This window comes from Mycobacterium sp. (genome assembly GCF_036490025.1).
GTDB lineage: Bacteria > Actinomycetota > Actinomycetes > Mycobacteriales > Mycobacteriaceae > Mycobacterium.
The window spans coordinates 72,066-95,169 of the sequence record NZ_DASXEP010000127.1; the positions used below are offsets into that span (position 1 = coordinate 72,066).

21 protein-coding genes are annotated in these 23,104 nt (G+C 62.6%); 12 read left to right on the plus strand and 9 right to left on the minus strand.

The annotated features are described in order from the left end of the window. On the plus strand, positions 1-1,071 hold the full coding sequence (locus VGG53_RS13685) for a sn-glycerol-3-phosphate ABC transporter ATP-binding protein UgpC (protein ID WP_331518592.1): 1,071 nt from the start codon (positions 1-3) through the stop codon (positions 1,069-1,071). 57 nt (positions 1,072-1,128) lie between these two features. Here VGG53_RS13685 and VGG53_RS13690 read toward each other — a convergent pair whose 3' ends face one another. The 3 genes from VGG53_RS13690 to VGG53_RS13700 all read right to left on the minus strand — a co-directional run bounded on the left by VGG53_RS13690 (position 1,129) and on the right by VGG53_RS13700 (position 4,183). Further along, a complete protein-coding gene (locus VGG53_RS13690) occupies positions 1,129-1,923 on the minus strand; it encodes a sensor domain-containing protein (protein ID WP_331518593.1) in 795 nt (264 codons plus the stop codon). A 65-nt stretch (positions 1,924-1,988) separates the two neighbouring features. After that, positions 1,989-2,651, minus strand: coding sequence for a sensor domain-containing protein (locus tag VGG53_RS13695; protein ID WP_331518594.1), 663 nt, complete (start codon positions 2,649-2,651; stop codon positions 1,989-1,991). Between the two features lie 191 nt (positions 2,652-2,842). Continuing rightward, complete coding sequence (locus VGG53_RS13700) at positions 2,843-4,183, minus strand: sensor domain-containing protein (RefSeq protein WP_331518595.1); 1,341 nt, start codon at positions 4,181-4,183, stop codon at positions 2,843-2,845. Between the two features lie 315 nt (positions 4,184-4,498). Here VGG53_RS13700 and VGG53_RS13705 point away from each other — a divergent pair, with 315 nt between their 5' ends. From VGG53_RS13705 to VGG53_RS13720, 4 genes are all read left to right on the plus strand, one after another. Beyond that, on the plus strand, positions 4,499-6,118 hold the full coding sequence (locus VGG53_RS13705) for a S53 family peptidase (RefSeq protein ID WP_331518596.1): 1,620 nt from the start codon (positions 4,499-4,501) through the stop codon (positions 6,116-6,118). Further along, positions 6,115-8,085 carry a zinc ribbon domain-containing protein gene (locus tag VGG53_RS13710; RefSeq protein WP_331518597.1) on the plus strand — a complete coding sequence of 657 codons (1,971 nt, stop codon included), beginning with the start codon at positions 6,115-6,117 and terminating at the stop codon, positions 8,083-8,085. The genes VGG53_RS13705 and VGG53_RS13710 overlap by 4 nt, the downstream gene beginning before the upstream one ends. Positions 8,086-8,177: 92 nt before the next feature. Further along, the gene (locus VGG53_RS13715; protein WP_331518598.1) at positions 8,178-8,810 is read left to right on the plus strand and encodes a DUF5642 family protein; all 633 of its coding nucleotides are present in this window, start codon (positions 8,178-8,180) and stop codon (positions 8,808-8,810) included. A 33-nt stretch (positions 8,811-8,843) separates the two neighbouring features. Further along, a complete protein-coding gene (locus VGG53_RS13720; protein WP_331518599.1) occupies positions 8,844-9,323 on the plus strand; it encodes a VOC family protein in 480 nt (159 codons plus the stop codon). Positions 9,324-9,362: 39 nt separating this feature from the next. On the opposite strand, the gene VGG53_RS13725 is transcribed toward VGG53_RS13720, so the two are convergent. Then, positions 9,363-10,331: a PE-PPE domain-containing protein gene (locus VGG53_RS13725; RefSeq protein ID WP_331518600.1), complete on the minus strand. Its 969-nt coding sequence runs from the start codon at positions 10,329-10,331 to the stop codon at positions 9,363-9,365. Positions 10,332-10,921: 590 nt separating this feature from the next. Between VGG53_RS13725 and VGG53_RS13730 the strand changes: the two genes are divergently transcribed. From VGG53_RS13730 to VGG53_RS13740, 3 genes are all read left to right on the plus strand, one after another. Next, complete coding sequence (locus VGG53_RS13730) at positions 10,922-11,344, plus strand: PIN domain-containing protein (RefSeq protein ID WP_331518601.1); 423 nt, start codon at positions 10,922-10,924, stop codon at positions 11,342-11,344. A gap of 32 nt (positions 11,345-11,376) precedes the next feature. Further along, complete coding sequence (locus VGG53_RS13735) at positions 11,377-12,093, plus strand: class I SAM-dependent methyltransferase (RefSeq protein WP_331518679.1); 717 nt, start codon at positions 11,377-11,379, stop codon at positions 12,091-12,093. Positions 12,094-12,191: 98 nt separating this feature from the next. Continuing rightward, on the plus strand, positions 12,192-12,974 hold the full coding sequence (locus VGG53_RS13740; RefSeq protein ID WP_331518602.1) for an alpha/beta hydrolase: 783 nt from the start codon (positions 12,192-12,194) through the stop codon (positions 12,972-12,974). A gap of 164 nt (positions 12,975-13,138) precedes the next feature. Here VGG53_RS13740 and VGG53_RS13745 read toward each other — a convergent pair whose 3' ends face one another. Together VGG53_RS13745 and VGG53_RS13750 are read right to left on the minus strand one after the other, a co-directional pair. Beyond that, the gene (locus VGG53_RS13745; RefSeq protein WP_331518603.1) at positions 13,139-13,792 is read right to left on the minus strand and encodes a zeta toxin family protein; all 654 of its coding nucleotides are present in this window, start codon (positions 13,790-13,792) and stop codon (positions 13,139-13,141) included. A 22-nt stretch (positions 13,793-13,814) separates the two neighbouring features. Continuing rightward, complete coding sequence (locus VGG53_RS13750) at positions 13,815-14,162, minus strand: type II toxin-antitoxin system Phd/YefM family antitoxin (protein ID WP_331518680.1); 348 nt, start codon at positions 14,160-14,162, stop codon at positions 13,815-13,817. 966 nt (positions 14,163-15,128) lie between these two features. On the opposite strand from VGG53_RS13750, the gene VGG53_RS13755 reads away from it, so the two are divergent. Together VGG53_RS13755 and VGG53_RS13760 are read left to right on the plus strand one after the other, a co-directional pair. After that, positions 15,129-16,769 carry an adenylate/guanylate cyclase domain-containing protein gene (locus VGG53_RS13755; RefSeq protein ID WP_331518604.1) on the plus strand — a complete coding sequence of 547 codons (1,641 nt, stop codon included), beginning with the start codon at positions 15,129-15,131 and terminating at the stop codon, positions 16,767-16,769. A 1,249-nt stretch (positions 16,770-18,018) separates the two neighbouring features. Then, entirely contained in the window at positions 18,019-18,882 is an 864-nt protein-coding gene (locus tag VGG53_RS13760) for a haloalkane dehalogenase (protein WP_331518605.1), read from the plus strand. A gap of 28 nt (positions 18,883-18,910) precedes the next feature. Here VGG53_RS13760 and VGG53_RS13765 read toward each other — a convergent pair whose 3' ends face one another. The 3 genes from VGG53_RS13765 to VGG53_RS13775 all read right to left on the minus strand — a co-directional run bounded on the left by VGG53_RS13765 (position 18,911) and on the right by VGG53_RS13775 (position 21,007). Continuing rightward, positions 18,911-19,411 (minus strand): M24 family metallopeptidase, encoded by a 501-nt coding sequence (locus VGG53_RS13765; protein WP_331518681.1) that lies wholly within the window; start codon positions 19,409-19,411, stop codon positions 18,911-18,913. Next, positions 19,303-19,812: a hypothetical protein gene (locus VGG53_RS13770; protein WP_331518694.1), complete on the minus strand. Its 510-nt coding sequence runs from the start codon at positions 19,810-19,812 to the stop codon at positions 19,303-19,305. Before VGG53_RS13770 ends, VGG53_RS13765 begins: the two co-directional genes overlap by 109 nt. A 73-nt stretch (positions 19,813-19,885) precedes the next feature. Further along, positions 19,886-21,007, minus strand: coding sequence for a hypothetical protein (locus VGG53_RS13775; RefSeq protein WP_331518606.1), 1,122 nt, complete (start codon positions 21,005-21,007; stop codon positions 19,886-19,888). Positions 21,008-21,062: 55 nt separating this feature from the next. Between VGG53_RS13775 and VGG53_RS13780 the strand changes: the two genes are divergently transcribed. Together VGG53_RS13780 and VGG53_RS13790 are read left to right on the plus strand one after the other, a co-directional pair. Beyond that, positions 21,063-21,611 (plus strand): MarR family winged helix-turn-helix transcriptional regulator, encoded by a 549-nt coding sequence (locus VGG53_RS13780; protein WP_331518607.1) that lies wholly within the window; start codon positions 21,063-21,065, stop codon positions 21,609-21,611. 435 nt (positions 21,612-22,046) lie between these two features. Further along, positions 22,047-22,730 carry an MBL fold metallo-hydrolase gene (locus tag VGG53_RS13790; RefSeq protein ID WP_331518608.1) on the plus strand — a complete coding sequence of 228 codons (684 nt, stop codon included), beginning with the start codon at positions 22,047-22,049 and terminating at the stop codon, positions 22,728-22,730. Positions 22,731-23,104 lie beyond the last annotated feature (374 nt).

The window sequence follows — 23,104 nt, forward strand, 5'->3', positions numbered from 1 at the left end:
ATGACGTCAGTGACTTTCGAGCAAGCGACCCGGCGTTACTCGGGCGCGGATCGGCCCGCCGTTGACCGCTTGGACCTGAGCGTCAACGATGGCGAGTTCATCGTACTGGTCGGACCGTCTGGATGCGGCAAGACCACGTCGCTACGAATGATCGCCGGGTTGGAGGCCGTCGACTCCGGACGGATCTTCATCGGCGCCAGAGACGTCACCGACGACGACCCCAAAGACCGTGACGTCGCGATGGTTTTCCAAAACTACGCCCTGTATCCCCATATGACGGTTGCGCAGAACATGGGCTTCGCGCTGAAGATCGCCCGGATAGCGAAAAGCGAGATTCAGCAACGGATATTGGATGCGGCGCGATTACTCGACCTCGAGCCGTACCTGGACCGCAAACCCAAGGACCTGTCTGGAGGGCAACGCCAGCGGGTGGCGATGGGACGTGCGATCGTGCGTCGGCCGCAGGTGTTTCTGATGGACGAACCACTTTCCAACCTGGACGCAAAACTACGGGTGCAGACCCGCAATCAGATCGCCGGACTCCAACGACGACTGGGCACCACCACCGTCTACGTCACCCATGACCAAGTCGAGGCGATGACCATGGGCGACCGGGTTGCAGTCTTGCGCGACGGTGTCCTGCAACAGTGCGCAACGCCGCGAGAGCTGTACCGAAGTCCGGTCAATATGTTCGTGGCGGAGTTCATCGGGTCGCCGGCGATGAACCTGTTGACCCTTCCTGTTGTCGATCAATGCGTCGCATTGGGTGACTGGTCGGTCCCGTTGCCGCGTGAGATCACCGATACAGCAGCAGAACTCGTGATCGGTGTGCGGCCCGAGCATCTGGAGATCGGCGGGACCGGTGTCGAGATGCAGATTGAGGTGGTCGAGGAACTCGGAGCGGACGCATATCTGTACGGGCGCATCATCGGGCCCGACAACACCTCCGCACACCCGATCGTCGCACGCACCGACGGGCACGACCCGCCGCCGCGGGGTAGTCGCGTGCGCTTACATCCACAGCCGGGACACCTGCACTTTTTCGGTGTCGATGGTCACCGGTTGCCGTGAACGCGTTGGGATGGGGGCCGACCGAGTGGTTGACCGGCCCCCACGACCAAAGTGAGCCTAAGCGGGGAACGAATTCCCGATACGGTCGAGAATGGTGGGCACACCGGCGCCGGTATCGCCGCGCTGGCATACCCTGGCGGCGAATATCACGTTGTTCTTCACCCGCGCGCCGTGTGAGCATCCCCAGCCGTCGGGATTGTTGTTGGTCAGCTCGGTGTTGTGCCACTGCGCGTTTGCCGGATCGCCGTTTTGAACCTGGAACTGCCAGGTGATCTCCGCGTTGTCGGTAGGCCGGTGCACGGTGACGCCGTTGCACTGATTCACCGATTTGAAGGCGTTCTCGAACACGCCCGTCGCGGTTGCGGCGTCCGCATACGTGGTGACCTCCTGCTCGACGACGTGCGCGTAGTTGTCTTTGCTCTCCTGCTGGCGCAGCGCGCGAAAGGTGGTGTAGTCGTTGCCGACCGCGGCTGTGTTGAGTCCGAACAGCACCGCGCACCCCGACTGGTTGCCCAAGGCGTACGGCTGCAACGGATTCTTGAACTTTTGCTCGTAATTCAAAGTGGCGCCGATGATTCCGCCGGTCTCGTCCAGTGGCAACAGCAATGAATCCACCTTGCCCGGCACCACCAGCGGCGGTGGGGCAGGTGTGGCCGGCGCCGACGAGGCTGTCGGCGCCGCCGCGGGCGGAGCGGTGGGGTCACCTGCTGCCGCCTGCTGCGAGGTGGCGGTTGGCGCCGGCTTGTTGATCGCCGGCTTGAGGGTGGGTTCGTCGGAGTTGGAGTGCGAGCAAGCCACCGTGGCCAGCCCAATCAGGCCCGCAAGCGTGGAGACAAGTTTTACCCGCTTCATCGATTCTGCCCTTTCATGTCGTTCAAAGCCTTGGTGTGGGTACATGCATGTCGTCAGGTGCTTGTTTATGACGGGAGCCCGCCCACCATCTGATCGATCATCTGGCTGACCGCCGGGCCAGCATTACCCATCTGGCAGACCTGCGCCTGCAGAATCGCGTTCTCGGCCGCGCGTAAATCGAAGTAGCAATTCCAGCCGATGGGGTCGCCCTGATACAGCTGTGCCATATGCCATTTGGCGTCGCCGGCAGAGACCTGCGGGGCCGACAGCTTCCAGGTCGGCTTGCTGTCGAGGTCGGTGATCTGCACCGTTTGACCGCAGCCGGACGTCGGCTCGATCCCGTTCGTGAGTACCGTCTTGGCGGTTTGGGCGTCGGGGAACGTGGCTACCGTCTGGACTACCACGTAGTCGGGTTGATCCTTGTCGTCCTCGAGTAGCGAAATTCGGTACAGGTTGAGGTCGGATCCGTAAAACTTGCTGTCCGGCCCGAAAAGCACTCCGCATTCTTGGTTTTTGTCGAGCTGGGTGGCCGGCAGCGGACGCTTGCTTTTTTGCTGTATCGGCATATTGCTGCCGAGGATGTCGCCGACAACGTCGCCCGGCAACAACACCGCATCGATGTTGGAGCCGGTCACCTTCGCCGCCGATGAATCGGCCATCGCCGACGGTGTCGCCGACATCAGTAGGGCCAGGCCGGCGCACCCCAGCGTGAGAAGTCTACGTTTCATCGAGATTCTTGCCTCCTGTCATCTCAACCCTCGACGTTCGCGAGCGTTGACGGTATGCAATTCGCCAGCTCAGCGTTGGCAGCCTATCGGGCGAATATGTCCTGCGCGGGTGGATTGACCGAAACTCTTGCCATTTCAACATGTCTCGGGCACTGGCGTGCTCTTGCAGCGAACGAGGTGAAGTCATCGGCTCACTTGGGTATGGAGTCGGCCATCTGATCGGCGATCTGCCCGACGATGTCGGCCGGATTGCCGTACTGGCAAACTTTCGCGACGAACAGGACATTGCTCTGCGTGCGGAAGTTGAAAACGCAGCGCCAGGTATCGACCTGCCCGTCGGTCATGTGAATCAAAGTCCACTGAGCGGCATTGCCGGCGATCCCGGGGGCCTGCAACTTGAATTGAGCATTGGGTTGTCCGCTGGGAACCACGGCACCATCGCACCGGTTGAGTCCTTTGAGAGCATTCTCAAAGGCACGCGACGCCGCTGGCGTATCGGAATACGTGGCGACCTGTTGATCGATGATGTGCTGGTAGTCGTCTTTGTCTTCCAGATACTCGGCTTGGTGATAGGCGGTGTAGTCGACGTTGACACCGAAAGAGTTGACGTCGGGTCCGATCAACGGACTGCAGTTGGGCTTACCGTCCAGATCCCGGACGTCCGGCGGATATAGGAAAGTATTGCTGTAGCCGAGGTTGGCGCCCAGGAGCTTGCCGACTTGTGGGACCCCCACGATTACCGATTTGATCTTGTTCGGCGCGAGGAAGTCTGCGGGGGTCGGCGGTATGGGCTTGTCTGGTGGTGGTATCCGGGCGCTGATTTGGTCCACCGCTGCCGCGACGGCCGGTGATCCGTTAGCCCATGCGCAGAAGAACGCTTCGACGATGACATTGTTCTTGACGCGTACTTCGTGAGTGCAGCGCCATCCGAGAATCTCTTGTTTATCCGTCAGCTGAAGTGAGGAAAATGTCACGACGTCGCCGCTGAATGGCCCGGGCGCCAAGATCTTCCACGTGGTGGGGTCGGACTTGCTTGCAAAGGTGGCTGAGTTGCATTTGCCGAGCGAGCCATAGGCTTTGCGGAAAAGCTCGCGGGCTTTGTCGGACGTCTCGAAGATGGCGATGTTTTGTTTGAACAGGCCGATGAGGCTGTCACCTTTGACGGCCTTGTTCTCCACTCGTCGGAAGGCGGTGAATTCGCCGTTGCCGAGGGCTTCTTTGGTGATTCCGTCGATGATGCCGCAGTCAGGGTTGGTGTAGTCGTTCGCGGACCCGAATGGCGAGGCGAACTCGGTCCTGTCGCTGAGTGACAGCCCGGAAATTTCGTTGATGTCCTCGGAAGACAATGCAAGGTTCTTGATGTTGCTGGAGGGCACCGGTTTCGGGGGCTCAGTCGGGCGCCCTGACGGTCCCCGCTGGCTACCGGGCGCGGCGGCCGGGGCGCTGGTCTTGTGGGCTTGCAGCGGGGTTCCTGATGTCGTCCGGCTACCACAGGCCGCGAGCGTCAAGACAATTGCCACGGTGCCGCCCATTACCAGAAGGCAGCGCCGTTGTCTATGCGTCATGAACGGATTCCTTTCAAATTCATACGCGACGGGCTGTGACTGAGCCAGGCCGATGTTAAACGCCGCGGCGGGGCAAAATTCGCTGATTCGATGGACACATCTGATTTGCGAAGACCGGCCCACGCTGTTGATGCTATTTTCCAGCGGAACATCAAGGGACGTGTGTCGTCGATTGCGGATGTCTCGATCAGTCGTCGAAGGAGTAACTGTGATTTGTCATTGGACCCCAGCGTGTGCACCTATCCATCATGCGGCACCCGCCGCGGTGCTCGGACCACGAAAATGACGCGTACGCCGTCGCGCCCGATCGCCGTGCGGTTCAGGGCCGTGTTTCTGGTGACGGTGCTGGCCGGGGTGTACCTGGCTCTGACGCTCGGGGCGGGCCCGATGACCACCGGATATCCACGGCTCGTGTCCGGGCCGACGGCCTGGTTGGTCAATGCCTCCAAAGACCTGGGTCCCGCGCGCAAGGAACGCATCGCTCTGGCTGCGTCACTGCACCGCTCGGCGCGCCCCGACGCCTTGATCGGCTGGACGCAGCAGCACCAGCTGGGGGTGCAGTGGACGCCCGGCGCCGACTGGGCATACATCGAGGGAACGCCGGCGCACCTCGGGTCAGCTTTCGACGTCGCGATCCATGACTACCGCAGCCGAAGTGGGCAGGTCTTTTATGCTGCCGCACAACAACCTTCGATTCCGGTCCAGCTCAGGAACGAGGTCAGCGAGCTCGGCAGCATCTTGGGATACCAGCTGATGCACCGTGCGCAACCGCCGAACATCCCGGTGGACGTACCCCGCGGTGGGCTCATACCGCCGGCGCTGCTGCGTACCTACAACGCCGAACCTTTGGCCCGCGATGGCTTCACCGGCAAAGGGCAAACCGTCGTGTTCTTCGAGATAGACAGTTACAAGCAGGTCGATCTCGACCGGTGGGCCGACAAGCTCGGCTCGCCGCGCTTCACTCCGGTGCTCATCGGTGGCCAGCCCGGCAGGGTGTTGGGGGAGACCGAGATGGACCTCGAAGTCGTCCACGCCATCGCTCCCGACGCCAAGCTGGTCGTCGTCAACGCGCTGGCCTTCGGCGGCTCCACCAGTTATGCGCAGGCCGGACAGATGTATCAGCTCGCCGACCGGCAGTTCCCCGGTGCGGTGTGGAGCACGTCGCTTGGCATCGGTTGCGACCGGATGGCGACTGCCGCTGACCTGGCACCGGTGGAGTCAGCCGTTCAGATCGCGGCGTCGCACGGCACATCGGCGTTCATGTCGAGCGGAGATTCCGGTGGCTTGGAATGTGCTGAGTTCAATGGCGATTGGTCGACGCCGCCCGGTGAAAACGATCAGGGAGTCAACGCTGTCGGATCGGTACCGGCGATGACCGATGTCGGGGGAACCACCCTCAGCACTGACGCTCGGGGCGCCTGGGTCTCAGAAGCCAGCTGGTTTGACTCGCCTATGTCGCAGGGCACCGGCGGGGGAGTCTCGCGCTTGTTCTCGCGACCCCCGTGGCAGAGCAGCGTGTCGTCGGCGTGGGACACCAGCCACCGGCTGACCCCTGATGTTGCCGCTGACGCCGACCCGTACAGCGGGGTCAGCATCCTGGTGGACGGACAATGGATGGCCGGCGGGGGGACGTCGCAGTCCGCGCCCATCTGGGCGGCGCTCACGGTCTTGATCAACCAATTCCTGTCAGCGAACGGCGGACAGCCAGTGGGCAACATCAACCCGGTGCTGTACCAAGTCGCTGCCGGCGCAGCCAGACCGGCCTTTCACGATGTGGTTTTGGGGGGCAACGCGGTCCATATCGCCGTGCCCGGCTACGACCTGGTCACCGGATTGGGCACGCCCAACACCGACAATCTCGCTCACGACATCCTCGACATCCAGCAAGGAGCCAGGCGATGACGGCCAGTAATGCTGTCGCCCAACAGCATTCAGCGACCACCCAGTGCCGGGTGTGCCACAGCGACGTTCCCAGCGGTGCGTTCTGTGGTTACTGCGGTGCCCACCTCTACCAACTGCCCGGCAACGGACCCGATCGTCTGCGCTCAGACGCTTACACGGCCGAGCCGGCTGAACAACTGGTCCGACTGTCGCTGATTACTACGCTTTTCCCGCACCTGCTGCCGCGGTCCCGGAGGGCGTTTCGCGGGACGCTGGGACTGCTGATCATCGCGCTGGTCGTGTTGGCCATGCTGCGCTGGCAACCGGCGCTGATCGCGGTCAGCGTATCTGGCTTGCCGGTGCTGTTCGTGGCCTACCTACTGCAAACCGGCGCTCGTCGTGATCTCGGTCTGCGTGTCATGGCACTGACGTCGTTGACAGGTGTGGCGCTCGGCGCAGGGTGGGCGTTACTGACTGGCCCGTTACTTGCCGGTTCTTATCTCAGCGTGCTCGGTCCCGGTCCTGGTGGCGCTCGGCTGATCGCACAAGGGTTGAGTATCCCGGTGATCGGGGCGGTCTTGATGGTGGCCCCGGCGGTTCTCGCGCGCATCTTCCGGCCTGGCGGCCGGGAATCCCTGGACGGATATGCGATCGGGGCACTGGCCGCCCTGTTCTACACCGCAGCAGCCATCGCGGTTCGTGTCGCACCTCAGGTCTCGAACGGGCTTGTCGCACACCATAAACCGGTCAGTGTTCTACTCATGCAAGCCGGCGTGCAAGGTCTCGCGATGCCGCTGACCGCCGCGGCGGCGGGTGGTATGACCGGAGTCGCGCTGTGGTTCAACCGGCGCGGGGAGGCCCGGCGCGCGCCCCTGCGGGGTGCCGTCATCGTGGCGGTGCTCGTGGTAATCCTCGTCTACGGGGTGCTCGGGGTCGTGGACGTCATGAGCCTGACTCCGCCGGTGCAGCTCGGTCTGCATCTGCTCGTGGCCGCGATTGCTTTGGTATCTTTGCGAATTGGCGTGCACTCAGCGCTGCTGCATGAGCAGCCGGACACCGCGCACGGTGAAGCCGTGTTGTGTTTTCATTGCCGCCACGTCGTCCCGGGCATGGCCTTTTGCCCAAACTGCGGCGCTGCCACCCGCGCGGCCAGCCGTACCGCCCGCGGTGCCAGGCGCGCTGTTGCCGAGGCCTCGACCGAAGGGAGCCCGACGGGGTCGTTCCCGGGCTACGGCGTGCCGCCCGGGTCCTACAGCGCACCGCTTCCTCGACCGGCATCGTCGGCCCGGCTGATCTTGGGGACGGCTGCAGTTGTGGCGGTCGCGGTGGCAGCGGTCTCGGCCGTCTCTGTCAAAACAACTCCGGCGTTGGTGCGCTACGCGTGCCCTCCCGACTGTGGGCGGCCGCCGATCGGTCCGCCGGTCGGGGGCGAACCCGGCCAGGCTCCGGCGGCCGAGCCGCCCGCCTCGACGCCGCCCAATGTGCCACGGGTTGCGGTGAACACATATCCGCGGTTCACCTCCAAAGACGGAGCATTCTCGGTCGCCTATCTTCCGGCTGCCGACATCACGAAAAAAGATGACGGCATCACGCTGACGTTCGATCGGTTCGAGGGCGAGATCCGGCTGTTCGGGACGCCGGCGAACAACCGGACACCGCGACAGGTGGTCGAGCAATACATTCAGAAGAACTATCGAACCGCTCAGACCGCGTATCAGATTCCCAACGCCATGGTCGGGTACGAACCCGGCTACGGCGAAGTCGACGACTTCTCGGTGGAGAACCCCAACGCGGAATCGACGCGGGGACGTCTGCTCGTGATGACCGCGGTGAAAAACGGTTTGGCCCTTGTGGCAGTCGCGGAGGGCCCGATGATCAGGTTCACGCCGCGAACCTCTGGGCATCCGTCTGCGGTCAACATGATGATCGCCCAGCTGATGGGCAACTCGGTGAACAGCTTTACCTGGAACAAACCGGCGTCCCAGTGAGCCCTTGCCTTCGACGGTCGCTCGCATGTACGGCGGTGGCGCTCGTAGCGGGCGCGCTGCCGGGATGCACACGCTCCGTCGACGGAATTCCGGTGAGTCCGCACAATGCTGCCCTGCCGGCAGCGCCATCGCAAACCAAAAGCCCTCCGAAGCAACAGCGTAACGACTACGACATCAGCAAACTCGCGCAGCTGAAGGACGAGTTTCCGCCGGGGTTCGACCGCGTCCAAGGGACTCCCGTCGCGACTCTGGGAGCCGATGCCGGCACCTTCTTCGCCATCGGCGTCGGGGACATCGTGAAGGTGGACCCGCCGTTGTGCCGATCGGTGCTCCAACCGGTGCGAGCGCCCCAGGATGCGCAATTCATCATGATTGGCGGGATCGGGCGTGGCGCGATCATGGTCGGCGCCGTGAATTCTCCCACGCCGCTCGGGAAGGCGGCCGTCCCCAAAGGCTGTGAGCAGGTCGCGGTCACCCAGCGACTCGCAGGTCGACGGGTCACCTCGACGGTCACCCGCCGTCCCGGCCCTGCTATCGAGGGTGTTGTCACGACCGAATCCGCCGCGGTAATCGCCGAGACGGGAATGAAATCCTATGTGTTTGCGGCCTTTCTCAGCGAGACGGTGGCCGTCTCTGCCGAGGGTATTCTTCCCGGAAATGCGAACGCGGAAGATCTCCTCAGCGGCATGCTGATCAAGGCCGTGAATGTGGTCCGTGCGCCTTAGCGGACGTCGCCGGCGCACTGGTTGGAGGTTGAAATGGCCCGTCACCGAATAGTCTTCAACCATGTCGGGTTGTGTGTCGCCGACACCGCGCGATCGCGCCGCTTCTACGAGGGCCTACTTGGTTTCACGTTTTGGTGGGAACTCGAGCCACCCGATGGCGGTACCGGCCAACTGCTCCAACTGAATAAGCCGATCGGGTTGCACGCGACATATCTCGTCCGCGACGGGCTGGTCCTGGAGCTGCTTGCCTACTCGCATCGCGTCCTGCGGGCGGGTCCAGATCGCGTGATGGACCAAGTCGGGCTTACCCACCTGTCGCTGTCGGTATCTGACCTCAACGAGGTCGTTGCGACGGTGGAGCGTTTCGGCGGATCGATCGTCGAGGGCACTGTTTCCGATCAGTCGGCAATGATCCGCGACCCGGACGGGCAGCTACTGGAGCTACTCTCGGACGCCTGGTTGACGGTCTTGCCGCTGCGTCCGAGCAACACTGCTGCAACGATCGAGGCATGACATCCGCGCGGCAGTCACTGGGTGTGATCGCGACTCAGGTCAGAACGAGTTGGTCAAATACAGTTCCAGAGACTGGAATACGCTCTCGAGCAGTCCGCTGCCGGCGGCCCCGTGCTCGAACACTGCACTGATCCAAGCTGCAGCGTCGTTGAAATTGTCGGGAATGTCGACGAAGGTGAGCAAGTCGTTGGTCGACGTGGTCGCGAGAGCGATTTCGGCCGGTGTCAACCCCAGGTACTCCACGTGCGTGGTGAATAGGCGCACGAGCGGTTCCAGTAGACCGCCGGAGTTGAAATCCTGTTGGAAGTCGGCGACGCCGTCGCCGTCCAGCGTGTAGATGGTCGCCGGGTAGATATCATCCGGTGTCAGGTTTCCGAGGACGCCGTCAAAGCCGAGATCCGTGAGAATGGTGTTGGTCAAAGTCGTGCCGAATATTGAGTCCAGGTCTGGTACCAGATTCGGCCATACGCCGTCCGCGAGGGAGGGGTCGCCGATGAACACGAAGTGCAGATCCTCTTTAGGAATGCCATCGGCCGCCAATCGGGCCATGGCGATTGACTCGGCGGTGGCGCTTTGCGAGTAGCCGAAAATCGTCAGTGGGTGGTCGGCGTCGAAAGCGCCTGGATTGGCGTCGAATTCATTCCTCACGGCGAGCACGACATCGTCCGCTGCGGTGAGACTACTCGGGCCCTGTTGGATCAGTTCGGGCGTCGTCAGCACCTGCAGCGGCGCGGCGCATGGGTCGGTCACGATCATGTCGCAGACCGTCGAGGAGGTCGCGCCACCATCGAAACCCAGGGGGTGCAGATACAGATTTTCGGCGGCCTGCGCGAAAGCGGTCGACGGCGTCGGCTCGGTGGTGCCACCAAGGATGATCGCCGTCTCGCTCCCAGATAGCGGGCCGAGCAGCGTCTCGTCAGCGTGGGCGGCTTGACTGCCCAGAATGCCGGCAACGCCAACGCCCAGACCAACGGCGGCGACCTTCGCGAGTACCTTCGATCCGTTCACCGCTCACTCCTTTGCTCCGCCGGCGAGCCTTACTGTGATGCGCGTCATCGCATCTTTCTTATCTGAAGTTAATCTTGGATTCAAGCAATTCTTAATCTTGGATTAAAGGAGTTCCTGAGACCGGTCGAGTACCGATGGCCACCTACCGACTCACCGTCGGAGGAATCGTCGTGCCGACCATCCCAGGCCGATGCGTGTCAGTCACAACTGAAAAGCTCTGCCGTTCAAGTAAATTCGCAGCGCTAAGTTCCTGTGTAGGGGAGCGGTCGCGGTTTTCGGGGCCCCTGCGCACTCTCACGTAATTCCGGACTTGGTGATCCCGATCAGTTGTGTTTCGCCTCGGGTATATATACTCGATGGTCAATACGTATATACTCTTCCTGGGAGGTCGCCATGCCCAAAAGATTGATCGATCTGGACGATGAGCTTCTCGCGGCAGCGCAGCGGGAACTAAGTACCACTGGGGTCTCAGACACTGTCCGGATCGCGCTTCAGCAAGCGGCGGCCAAGTCCGCCCGGGCACGCCAGATCGACTGGTTAGAGCGTGGCGGACTTGAGGGCATGGCCAATCCGGATGAGCGCGGGGAAGTTTGGCGCTGATCGCCCGCTACCTAATCGATACCAGCGCCGCCGCAAGGATGCGCCACCCAGAGGTTTCGCGGCGCCTGCGCTGGCTCATCGAAGGTGGCGCAGTCGCGACAACAGCATCGCTGGACGCAGAAGCGCTCTATAGTGCCCGCGGGCCGGCCGAATACGAGCAGCTTTGGGCGGACCGCCGCGCTGCTTACGAATACCTGCCGACCAATGATGAACATTGGCAGGCCGCGCTCAGTGCCCAACGAGATCTCGCTACAACAAGCCAGCATCGAGCCGTGGGAATGGCTGACCTGCTAACCGCGGTTCTCGCCGCAACGCACCGACTCACAGTTATCCACTACGATGCTGACTTCGAAACCGCCGCGACCGTATTGACTTTCGAGCACCGATGGGTGGTGCCTCGGGTTAGCATCTGACCGCGCCGTCAGGGCTGTCTTGCCGAGCTTTGATGCGACGCTTCAGTCTATGCATGAGTTATTCGTTGACGACCCGCTGTTATGCTGCGCGGGTGAAACTCTGGGGGAAATCGAGCAACGCGCGGCTGGCTAGGTTGCCCCGGAAGTTGCCAGCGGCGCCACGTCAAGCCGAGATCGAAGCCATCGCCGAAACCACAAATGCGATCGGGGCGCAGCCGCTAGCGCCCGAATACGACCTACCGGATACCTTCAGCCCTGACGAGGTGCGTTCACCCTCATCGCAAGGCGACCTGTATGCCTATCTGGTGGCTGAGCGCGACCCACAGGTCGTCGTAGAGTTCGGGTCGGCGTTCGGCGTGTCAGGGATGTACTTTGCAACCGCTCTGCGACAGGGTCGGCTGTACTCGTTCGAAATTAACCCGAAATGGGCTGACATTGCTGAACGCAACATCAAAACCATCACCGACCATTTCTCCCTGATCCGCGGAGCTTTCGAGGACCATGTTGATGACATCCCCGCACCGATTGACATCGCGCTGGTGGACGGGATACACGACTACGACTTCGTGATGAAGCAGTGGGAGATTTTGAAGCCCCGCATGTCACCTGGCGGCTTGGTGCTGTTCGACGACATCACATACTGCGCCGGGATGCGTAAGGCGTGGCGAGAGATCCGCGCAGATCCCGCTGTCGCGGCTTCAGTGGCACGGTGGCATCGTCTCGGAATCGTCGAACTGGCACTGGTTTAACTCCAATACACTGGCGATCTTCACCGCATGTGACACCCAAGCATCGGGTGCCTGCGAAGATTGCTCAAGCAATGCGTAACCGACCGGAGGGGGCGCCTGTGCTCGAAGTAATTGACAAAGGGTCTTCCGCCAAATCGCATCCTGTTCCGCTGCTGTTTGTTCACGGCGCTTGCAGCACAGCATGGGTATGGGATGAGCATTTTCTGGACTTCTTCGCCGAGAAGGGTTACCGCGCTGTCGCACTGAGCCTTCGCGGCCACGGTGCCAGCAGCTTGTCCAAGCCTCTCCAATCTTGTTCGATTGCCGATTACGTGGACGACCTACACACTGTTGTCGTCAAGCTGGGTTCCCCGCCAGTGCTCATCGGTCATTCGATGGGTTGTTCGGTCGTACTGAAGTACCTTGCGATGCACGATGTCCCGGCGGGGGTCCTCATGGCACCGGGCACACCGCAGGGATTACGGCGCTGGGCGCTCCGGATGATCCGCCGTCACCCGTGGATTGTTCTACGGACCAACACCTTCGGCAACCCAGTCGATCTGTTTAACACTTCGTCCTTGGCCCGTGAACTCTTGTTCTCCGCGCACACCCCCGACTCCATCGTCGGGTTCTGCGTGGACCGGTTGCAGCCCGAGAGCAGACGTGCCGCACGAGAAACGGTCAACCGACTTCCCGACGCCCGCCGTGTGACAGCACCGATGCTTGTTCTCGGCGCAAAAGACGACAGCTCGCGAATCGACGGGGACGCGTCTGCCCTGGCGGGGATTTACCAGGCAGATGTGGAGATTTTTCCCGACATGGGGCACGTCATGATGCTTGAACCAGGATGGCAAGCAGTCGCCGAAAGGATCGACGGCTGGCTCACGGCCCAAGGGCTGTAAATATCGCAGTGTCTTGCTGTTTCGCGACGTGGATGGGTATCGGATAGGTACCCGGTCAAAACCGTTGCGCGCCAACTCTGCACCGCACACCAGTAAGCCGCCGCCCAATACCGCATCCTCGCACCCTGACGTTTCGACCGCCGAGCCTCACATACCGGTCACGCTCAAAGCTGCTGGGAAAGTTCCAGCGCGGCAGCAACAATGGGCTGCGCCCACGCCGGCGTCGACGTCAGATCGGACGGCCCGACGATGTGGCCGCGCTGCATGTGCAACACCAAGGCGGGCTTGGGCGCCTGTCCGGTGGCGGGGTCGGCGGTCGCCGAGTTGTCATACATCCGCAGCTCGGTGAGCACCGTTAGCAGCGTGATGAGATTGATCCGGCTGTGCCGGTAGCGACGGCGGATGGCGGCTTCGGGGATGTCGTGCCCACCGCCGCGGACCCGTTGCCGCACCCGTTCGATGTGGGCCTCCGCGCCCTCGATCCCGACGAAGAAAAGGCGGACCTCGATGCCGCGGTTGGCGGCTTCGGCAAGCAGAGCCGGCATCGTGTTGCCGCCAAGTGTGGTCTCGAAGGTGAAATCGAGGCGCTCGTCGATCGCGCGTTGCAACAGCCTGCGGCCCTGTTCCCAGGCCGCCGCATTGGCGTCGGTCTGGCCCAGCCCGGGGTTAGCTGCCATGATGGCCCGCGCGGCCTCGTCGGGGTTGTAGTACTCACCACCCTTGTCGCGGATCGTGGCGCCGACGATGCTGCTCTTGCCGGCGCCATTGACGCCTGCCAGCACGTATATCTGCGCTGGCGTCACTGAGGTGTCAACCATGGGTCGCGGTGGATCACCACGGTTACGCGGTGCGCGCCGCCTTTACCGCGGCGGTGCCCAGCTCCTCCGGGGAGGCGTCGAATGCCGCGGCGACGCCGGCTTTGGCTTCCGGTTTCTGCATGGTGGCCAGTAGGGCGTCGAAGCGCTCACGGAGGTCGTCGAGGGCCGGGGTGGCCGAGGCGGTCAGCGCCTCGAACTCGGCATACGACAGCAGCACCGCCCTCGGGGTGTCGTGCTTGGTGATCACGACCGCTCCTTCGACTGCGGCCTGCTCGAAGACAGTGCCGAATTCGTTTTTGAGGCGGCTGGCGGACACGATGGGGACATCAACCAGTTTGCCGTCGCGGTTGCGGAACGAGACGGTCATGATCTTCTCCTCCCTGGTTACCTACGTTCCAAATATTCTAGCCTTTTTGTCTATTTTGTGCGATCGGGGCGGGTGGCTGTTTTGGCCGGGACGCAGCAGTTGGCCTCCCGATCGGGCGGATAGACGAACACAAGACTCGGATGCGCTACATCTGTGCTCGAGCCCGTTGCGGAAAAACGTCAATTGCGGTGCGCACCCACCGACCGGAAGCGCTGATGATTGAGGAGAAGATCCATGAAGGCAGTAACCATCAAGCCGGGCGGCGGTATTGAAATCGGCGCGCATCCAGACCCGGAGCCCGGTGTGGGCGAGGTTCTCGTACGCGTTCGCGCCGCTGGCCTCAACTCCGCAGATCTGGGTCTGTTGTTGCCAATTCGACGGCCTCGTCCTCGTCGTCGAACGGCAGGACGGTGACGACCGGCCCGGGGCAAACTAGGAAAGATCATCCTACTTCCGTAGACAGCCGCACGATCTTGCCAATAGCTTCGCTCCGATGGTTATGCCGCATCGAGATTCATGCTGAGCCGCGCCGCCGCGGGCCCCGCGTAGTTGTTGGCTACTGCGATCCGGCTAGATGCAGATAGCGCGAATCAGCTTGTTACACACGATAATACGTCGCAGTGACGTATTATTGGTGACCTCGCCGGCAGGGAAGGGCAGCCAGTCGACGCCGCCTATGGGGCCAGTCGCGCGGGGCAACCTCAAGGTTTCACCTAATACCCGAATCATTCACTAAGTGATTGAATACTTGCCAACCTCGGGCAGCCGTTCGGGGGTCTGGGTCCCAGAACATTGTGCGGCAATGGGTCAATCGTCAACGGGTGCGAGCACTTTCACCTGGTGTCAGCCGCGGTGGTTGCCGGTAACGGTGCGTGTTCAAGCGGTGCGAGTTAGTGATGGTGGGTTGACACGACAGGCAAATGCGCCAAAGTCGGTATTCATAGCGCGCGACGTCATACGCTCGTGACTGTGGTGGAAACGTCGTATGCACCGTGCGGCGACCTCAGCCTGGCTTACCAGGTGTTCGGCGATGGGCCGATCGAGCTAATCATCGTCGGGCCATTCGTCACCCACATCGAGCTCGCGTGGATCCTTCCGGAATTCAAAGCGTTTCTTGACCAGCTCGCCACGTTCTGTCGCGTGGCCTGGTTCGACAAAGCGGGGGTCGGGCTGTCCGACCCGGTGCCAAAAGTTCGCACGCTGGAAGATCGAGCGTCCGAGATCGAGGCTGTCATGGACGCGGTCGGCTTCGGACAAGCCGTCATCGGCGGTCTGAGTGACGGTGGACCGGTCGCCATGCTGTTCGCGGCAACACGGCCGGAGCGAACGCGGTCGCTGATCCTGATCGGCACGGTTCCGTATTGGGGGTTCAACGGGTGGGATGACATTGATCGCGACCCGGCCGAGCTGCGGTCGCGCTTCCTTGCTGAGCTGGGTGAGGACTACACGCCGTCGATTGAGCAGCTCGCCCGCTTTCAGAAAGCCGGCCGCACGGTGCGCTCCGAGTGGGGCAATGGTGCGACAGCCAGTGTCAGCGCGCCATCCGTCCGGTCGGTTCGCCAGCTCGCGATGTGCGAGCGCATGTGCGCGAGCCCGGGGATGGCGCGGGCCTCATTTGAAGCAGCGTTCCTGGTCGACGTGCGGCCGATCCTGCCGACGCTCAGCGTGCCCACCCTGGTCATCCATGCCCGCGAGGACCCTGCGGTTCCGGTGCAGGGCGGCCGGTATCTCGCCGCCCATATCCCCGACGCGCGGTACCTGGAGGTCGAGGGTGTGGACCACGCACCCTTCTTAACCGAGCCCGACAAGATCTTGGCCGAGATCGAAGGGTTCCTCACCGGAGGCCATGCGGCGCCGTCACCGTCACATCGCGCCCTGCGCACCGTGCTGTTCACCGATATCGTCGCCTCGACGCAGCGCGCCGCAGCGACGGGCGACGAGCGGTGGCGAGCGGTGCTGCACCGGTTCGGTGAAATCACCGCCGACCTCACGCAACGTTTCGGCGGCACAGTCGTCAAGAACACCGGCGATGGGTATCTCGCCACCTTCGACGGGCCGACGCAGGGGATCCGCTGTGCCGAAGCTCTGCGCGATGACGCCGCGACATTGAGCCTCGAGATCCGCGCTGCAATCCACACCGGCGAATGCGAACTGCTCGACGCCGACATCGGGGGACTCGCGGTACACATCGCGGCGCGCATCCTCGGCCACGCCGGCGCGGGCGAAATCCTGGTCTCGCGGACTGTGCGGGACCTGGTCGTCGGCTCGGGCACCGGCTTCGATGACCGCGGCAGCGTCGAGCTTCGCGGCGTGCCCGGCACCTGGCAACTTTTGGCGGTCGACCGCAACGGCCCGCCGGCCGGCTCGGCCGAGGCCGAACTGGCGTCAACACCCACTCCCGGACCCCGAAACGCGATGCGTCGCTCGGACCGCGCCGTGGCGGTGATGGTAAGGCGGGCACCGTGGATCCTGCGCGGGATGGCCCGCCTGGTCCCAGCCACCGCTCGCAGCCGGAAGCTGCCGAAGTCAACGCGGGCCCGTGAGGAGTTCCAAAGCCCCGACGTTTCTGGTCTGTCGTCAACGACGGCCGAGAACCGTGCGAAGCGGTAAGAACCCAATTCGTCCTGTGACGCATCAACCGTTTCATTCATCTAACGATTGATTACTGATTCGTTGGTACGCCATCAGTGCGTCAATGCGGCACGCCAGCAATGGCCAGCCATCTCGGCTGGTGTGATCCGGTAGATGCAGAAGCCGAAACCAACTGTGGCACAGAATATTACGTCACAGTGACGAATGTGCCCAGGACGCTGGGACGGGCTGGCGGCCGATCGAAAGGGGTCAGAGGCGCAACATGACAGTCGGTCGATGGGGACCGCCGAGCAATGGAACGTTGCGTTCGTTAAATGAATGAAATGGCAATCCATGCAGCTAAATCGCACTGGTCGTCGTCGCAGCCTGGCCGAGAACACAGTCGAACCCGCAGGTCAGGCCGAAAAGCACTTCGCCACCAAGCATTCATCGAGTGATGACCTCGATAGATAACCGTGCCGATAAGCGACATTATGTCAGGTTAAATACCGCATATTGCAACAGCTGAATCAATCGCTCCTCCGCGCCGTCGTGCCGACGTGGTATGCGGAGTGCATGAAAGTGCTTATCTAGCTGGCGATTTAGGTGATCGAGCCGGATCGGCCGAGGCGGCGATTAGCGCCTCAGCAACCAGGTCGGCTGCCCTGCCCGCCAACCTTCGTATCTCATCAGGTTGCCACTGCCATCCAGAGAAGGCCGGATCGAGCGCACTGCTCACTTCCACATCGTGACGCACCTCTGCCGCGACCGCCATCACCAGGCGCGTCGCTGGATAGGACCGACAGCAAAGAGCAGCGCGATGTCATGACGATCAGCCTCAGCCCCCTGACCGCAGCGGCCGACCATAGCAACACCCGCACTCCCTACCCCACCCCGGCGCGGTCGACTGCGGGAGAATACGACGGGTTCGAATATGCGGCTTTACCGGTACGGGGCGCCGCACGGTTGAGAGATTCGTCGCCGATTACCGGCGCCATGGTGAGGCCGTTCTCGTCTCACACGCCAACGTGCGGCCGAGCCGGCGCGCCAGCGTTGATCGCAGATGGGCGATTTGGAAGCAGATCCGGCTGCGGAGGTGATGATCGAGCACGAAGGTCTTTCGCGGCTCGAAACTCGTCGCGCACGACGGCCGACTATTGCTCACCTCAGTGTTGGCGGTTACAGTTTGGTTTTAGAAATAGTTTGTATACCCGAAGTGTCGGGAGGGTGGGTTCACACCGGCCGACAGTCGTGAAATCTCACGACCACATCATGAAGGGTTTCAGTCATGCCACTTATCGATCTGATCGATTCCCGCGTTTACTACGAGGAGTCGGGCAGCGGCAGTCCGATCGTGCTGCTACACGGCAATCCAGGATCTTCGCATCTGTGGCGCAACGTGATCCCAAGTCTGGGACGTGGCCGGCTGTTGGCGCCCGACCTCATCGGGATGGGGCGCTCCGGTAAGCCCGACGGCCTCGCCTACAGTTTCGTCGACCACGTGCGCTATCTCGATGCGTGGTTCGATGCGTTGGAACTCGACCGGGTCATCCTGGTTGGCCACGACTGGGGCGGGGCGCTGGCCTTCGACTGGGCTGCTCGCCACCCAGAACGCGTAAATGGGATCGCGTTCCTCGAGAGCGTCGTCAAACCCATGGCGTGGGAGGAACTTTCACCGCAGGCGCGCCAGCGGTGGGAGACGGTTCGTACCCCAGGAGCAGGCGAGAAAATGGTGATGGAGGACAACATGTTCCTGCTCGGGGCGTTCACCCGCGGCGGTGTACTGAGCCCGGTCAGCGACGCCGACATGCAGGCTTACCTCGAACCGTTCCCGACCCCGCAGAGCCGCTGGCCCATCCTCGCGTGGGCACGCCAGCTACCCCTGGGCGGCGAACCCCCCGAGATCGTCAGCCGTATCGAGACCTACGACGCGTGGCTGGCGGCCAGCGCGGATGTTCCCAAACTGCTGATCACTTTCGAGGGCTCACCGTCGCTCCTGATCGATGAGCGAATGACTCAGTGGTGTGCCGCTAACATCGCCTCCCTTGAGATTGTCTCCTGCGGTCAGGCTGGACACCACGCTCCGGAGGACCGCCCACGCGAGATCGCCGCAGCTGTCGCCGCCTGGATGGACCGAAAAGGGTTGCGCTAGAACAGGCTCCTGGGGAAGCGTCTTTCTCTCATGGGCTGAAGACGTCGATTGCCGGTTGTCGAGCGCCCAACGGCCGTGCCCCGCCAGGAGTCGCGGCGACCACTCCGCCGCACTGGATCAGTGTCCCATCGGGGTGGCTGACTACTGGTTTGATGACGAAGGTCTCGTTGTCCTGGATTGTCCAGTCCAGCATGCGCCTACTGGCACCCCGGGGAAGGATCAGCGGGGGGTCATCGCCGAGGCCGTGCCCATGTAACACGAGATCGCACCTGAACTGTGATCCGGCCGCCAGTTGGGAACATGCGTTGGCTAGTCGCTTCAGCGAGACGCCGGGTCGGCACAGTCGAGCGCACTCATCGAGCGCGGCGCGCTGTAACTCGAGTGCCGACGCCTCCTTCGCCGACAGCGGACGCAACATCGTCATGGTCGTGATCTGCCCGTGGTAGCCATTCCAGTTGGCCTCGAGTTCGACTCGTACCGCGTCGCCCGAACGAAAGGGAACGGTGGGAGTAGCTGCGCGGTAGGGAATGCCGCGGCAATTCGGTGCACGCCGTGATGTGCGATGAACCCATCGGGGAATCGGGTGCCGGTCGACAGTCCGATGATTCCGATGCGCGCGCCGTCGAGGCCGAGTTCCTTCATCCGATCGATGACTGCGGTGAAGTGGTCGAACAACGCCGGACGCCGATCGTCGACCCACGGGGTTGTAAGCTGAGATTGTCTGTCCTGCAGAGTAACCGCCGTGACGTCGTCGTCGACCGGGAACACCACGGAGGACAAATTGCCCGACGGACCCAGATTGGTCAGGTACCGCACGCTGGCTTGCAGCTGCCCCCACAAACCTGTATTGGCGATGCCGATGACCACGTCGAGTCGCTCGAGTTTCATCAGGGACCGCACCCGCTCCCAGCGTCGATTACGTTCTCTCATACTGAAACCAGATTGGCTCTCGGGCATAAGCACCGCTTCCTGGTCGCGCAACGTTGCAGGCTTGACCGCGCTCCTAGGGCTGCAGAGCGGAGATGCGCTGGAGTGAGGCGGCCGCGGCAGCGCCGTAGCGAGGGTCGGGCCTCAGCGCGTTCTCGCGCAGGCACGCCTCCACCAGCTTGATGACGTGCTCGGCACCGTGCTCGTACGCGCGCGCGATGAAGTCCTGCGTGTCGATGTCGACGGTTTCCGGTCGGCCAGTTTCCCCGGCATCATGATCATGGGTGAATGCGAGCAGCAAGGCTAGGTGCACTTTCCACATGGTGGCGACCGACGGCATGTGCTGATCCTCGGGAAGATGCGGCAGCACAAGGCGAATCGCCGCGGGCGCAGTCACGCCGTGCACCAAAGGGACCGGCGACACCTCGGGGTGCGCCACGTAGATGCCGGCGAACGTCGAGGTCATGTCGCTGAGTAGCTGCTGAGCTCCTTGCGGCGGCGCCAGATTGGCTAAAGCGTCTGTAAACCCGACCGGTCGCTCCCCGTTCGCTAGTCTCTCGAGCTGTCGACGGGCGAACCAACGCTCGACACTCCGGCCCGGTGGCAGTGTTTCGGTTCCGGGATCGGCGGGCACGCGCGGGAGTGCGGCGACCGCGTCGGCGATGCTCATCGTTCCCGTCATTTGGACGATGCCGGGGACTTCGGTGAAGCGGCCCGCCCAAAACGCGAGTCCGCGAGCCAATTCCTGGAGTTGGCCATTAGTCGGCTCGTCATCATGAGCGATGCTGCGCACCGCATGTGCCGTGCGGATCAGCCCATGCGTCAAGCTCGCGAGTAGGCCCGGTAGCAGTCGCGGCCACCATAGCGCGAGCACCGATCGCCAAGGCCGCTCCTGAAGCTGGGATTCGAACAACCGCTCCCAGTCGCCGAGGCGGTTGCTCTGCCCGAGAGCTGCACGCCAGGACGACTCGTCAAGCGCATCAATGGGGCTGCGTGGTGTCGGCGGATCATGATGCGACGAGTTGCGCTTATACCGCTCGACCCAGGAAGCCACTTCGTCGGTGAATCCCAAGCAGGCCAGCGCCTCTGCCACCATCGGCCCGTGGTTGGCCAGGTCGCCGCCATCACCGCCGCGTTCGAAACCGAGGCCGGTCAAACGATCGAGCGCATCGCCGATCGCGTCCACGTAATCACTCACATTGAACTCTGGGATATACGAACTATTTGTATTTCCAAACATGTATAGTCGCCCTGTGACCACACCGCAAGCAGACCGGCCCGCGGCTCGAGCCCGCCGCCGTCGCCCGACGAAGGGCGAGATCGCTGAAGTAGTCGGGTTTGTGCCGTTGCTGTCCGCGTTCTTTCAACGAGCGCGTGCAGACATGCCGCCGCGGCTGCGCGAGAGCTTCGCCGCACACAGTCTTGGTCCGCGCCATGGAGCTGTGCTGATCCAGATGTACGGGTCACGGCCGCTTAGTGTCACCGAACTGGCCGATCGTCTCGGCAATTCATTGCCGACGGTGAGTGAGCTGGTCGGTGACCTGGAGCGAGCCGGTCTGGTGCAGCGGCAAGTAGATTCGACGAATCGTCGCCGGACGCTCGTGTCGCTGGCCGATGAGCGCTCTGAGCAGATCGGCGAGTTCCTTGAATTGCGTGCAGCGCCGCTGCTTCGGGCGCTCGATCAACTGACGACTGAGCAGCGAGCCGGCTTTGTCCGAGGGCTGCGGCTGTGGGTTGACGAGGCCGGGCTTGGGGAGAATACGCGGGACGCCGAGCCGTGTGCCTCGGTGCGGGGCCGATGAGCGACTCCGCGGAGCGCAGACCGCGTCCGAGCGGAGCCGACGCGTGGCGTGGTATTTCGCGCGCCGTTATTGAGAATTCGGGCGGTGTCAGCGGCATGCTGATTGCAGCGATTCCGACGATCGTGTTCGTCACCGTCAACTCCTTGGCTTCGCTACACCTAGCCATTTGGTGTGTCGGGGGATGGACGACGGCATCGGCCTTCTAGGCGGCCGCAACTCCGCGCTGCAGAACCTCGTTTGCCGAAGTACCGCCTCCCCTAGTCGCTAAACTCCTCGGCTACAGCTACCAAGTCACCCAACGCCATGCCGAACTCAGCGCCCAACCATGGTGCCGTACGCGACGCACTGATTGCGATGTGACGTTTCAGCGTTCCCGATACGCGATGCGAATTCTCTTACTCGTTGCGTGAGGTGGTCGGTGACATACTCAGGCGCGTGACGAAATTGACGAAAGTGGCCGACGGCGTACACGTCGGTGCGCTGTCTCCGCGTAACTTTTTCAACACTGTCATCTTGGAGGGCTCGGACGGCGACGTCGTGATCGATGCGGGTCCACCGTGGGCGGGCCGGCGACTGGCTCGCTTATTTCAGGGACGCGACATCGCCGAGCACGTTGTCACTCACGCTCATGGTGACCATATCGGCTGTACGGCATGGATCTGCAATCACACCGGCGCCCCGCTCGCAATGAGCGAAATCGAAGCCGACGCCTTCGAAAGCGGCGGCAACATCGCCTGGCACGCCGGCGGGGGCGCCAAGTACTTAGTCGCGCCGATGGGGCGGAAACGGTGCAAGGTCGACCGGTGCCTGAAGGAAGGGGACGTCGTTGAGGGGTTCACGGTGCTCGCGCAACCCGGCCACAGCCCCGGCCTCTTGGCCTTCTGGCGTGAAGCGGACCGGACGCTGATCATTGGAGATGGGCCGATCAACCTCTCCACCGACCCCTACAAGCCGAAGTGGGCGTACGTGCCCAAGAAGTGGCACTGCGATCCGGACGCGGCCGTGGCATCCCGGAGGCGCCTGACTGAACTGAAACCCGATCTCATCGTCTCCACTCATGGCTATCCGGTCCGCAGTCTCGAACGGTGGGTCGAAGGAGTACGCACGGTACCTCACTGAGCGCAAGGAACAGCGCTCCGCATCCTTGGGGATCATGGCCGGTTCGAGGGGGAATATGTCGAGATGCAGGAAAGATTGACAAGACACGCCTGTCTACTTTGGCAAAATCTCGGCGTGTCGCGGAGGCCTGTCAATCTTCACTGCATAAACCCAGGTCAACCGCTCATGGTCCCTAGCGGACATCCGGCTGCTGACCGTCGCAGGAGACGTCTTGGGCACTGAAAACGAACGGCGTCGATCGATTTTGTCGATGATGTCCACATCGTCTCGCTGCCACCAGAAGCGCCACCGCTGGGATGCTTAGCTGGTGGCAGATCGCCGGCCTCCTGCTCACCGAAGTACTCCGGTGACCAGTGCTGCGGTGACCATTCGTC

Coding starts and splice junctions, on each gene's coding strand:
- VGG53_RS13690 (WP_331518593.1), bottom strand. CDS start 1,923: ATGAAGCGGGTAAAACTTGTCTCCACGCTTGCGGGCCTGATTGGGCTG.
- VGG53_RS13705 (WP_331518596.1), top strand. CDS start 4,499: ATGACGCGTACGCCGTCGCGCCCGATCGCCGTGCGGTTCAGGGCCGTG.
- VGG53_RS13720 (WP_331518599.1), top strand. CDS start 8,844: ATGGCCCGTCACCGAATAGTCTTCAACCATGTCGGGTTGTGTGTCGCC.
- VGG53_RS13735 (WP_331518679.1), top strand. CDS start 11,377: ATGCGACGCTTCAGTCTATGCATGAGTTATTCGTTGACGACCCGCTGT.
- VGG53_RS13700 (WP_331518595.1), bottom strand. CDS start 4,183: ATGGGCGGCACCGTGGCAATTGTCTTGACGCTCGCGGCCTGTGGTAGC.
- VGG53_RS13745 (WP_331518603.1), bottom strand. CDS start 13,792: ATGGTTGACACCTCAGTGACGCCAGCGCAGATATACGTGCTGGCAGGC.
- VGG53_RS13710 (WP_331518597.1), top strand. CDS start 6,115: ATGACGGCCAGTAATGCTGTCGCCCAACAGCATTCAGCGACCACCCAG.
- VGG53_RS13695 (WP_331518594.1), bottom strand. CDS start 2,651: ATGAAACGTAGACTTCTCACGCTGGGGTGCGCCGGCCTGGCCCTACTG.
- VGG53_RS13685 (WP_331518592.1), top strand. CDS start 1: ATGACGTCAGTGACTTTCGAGCAAGCGACCCGGCGTTACTCGGGCGCG.
- VGG53_RS13770 (WP_331518694.1), bottom strand. CDS start 19,812: ATGAGAGAACGTAATCGACGCTGGGAGCGGGTGCGGTCCCTGATGAAA.
- VGG53_RS13760 (WP_331518605.1), top strand. CDS start 18,019: ATGCCACTTATCGATCTGATCGATTCCCGCGTTTACTACGAGGAGTCG.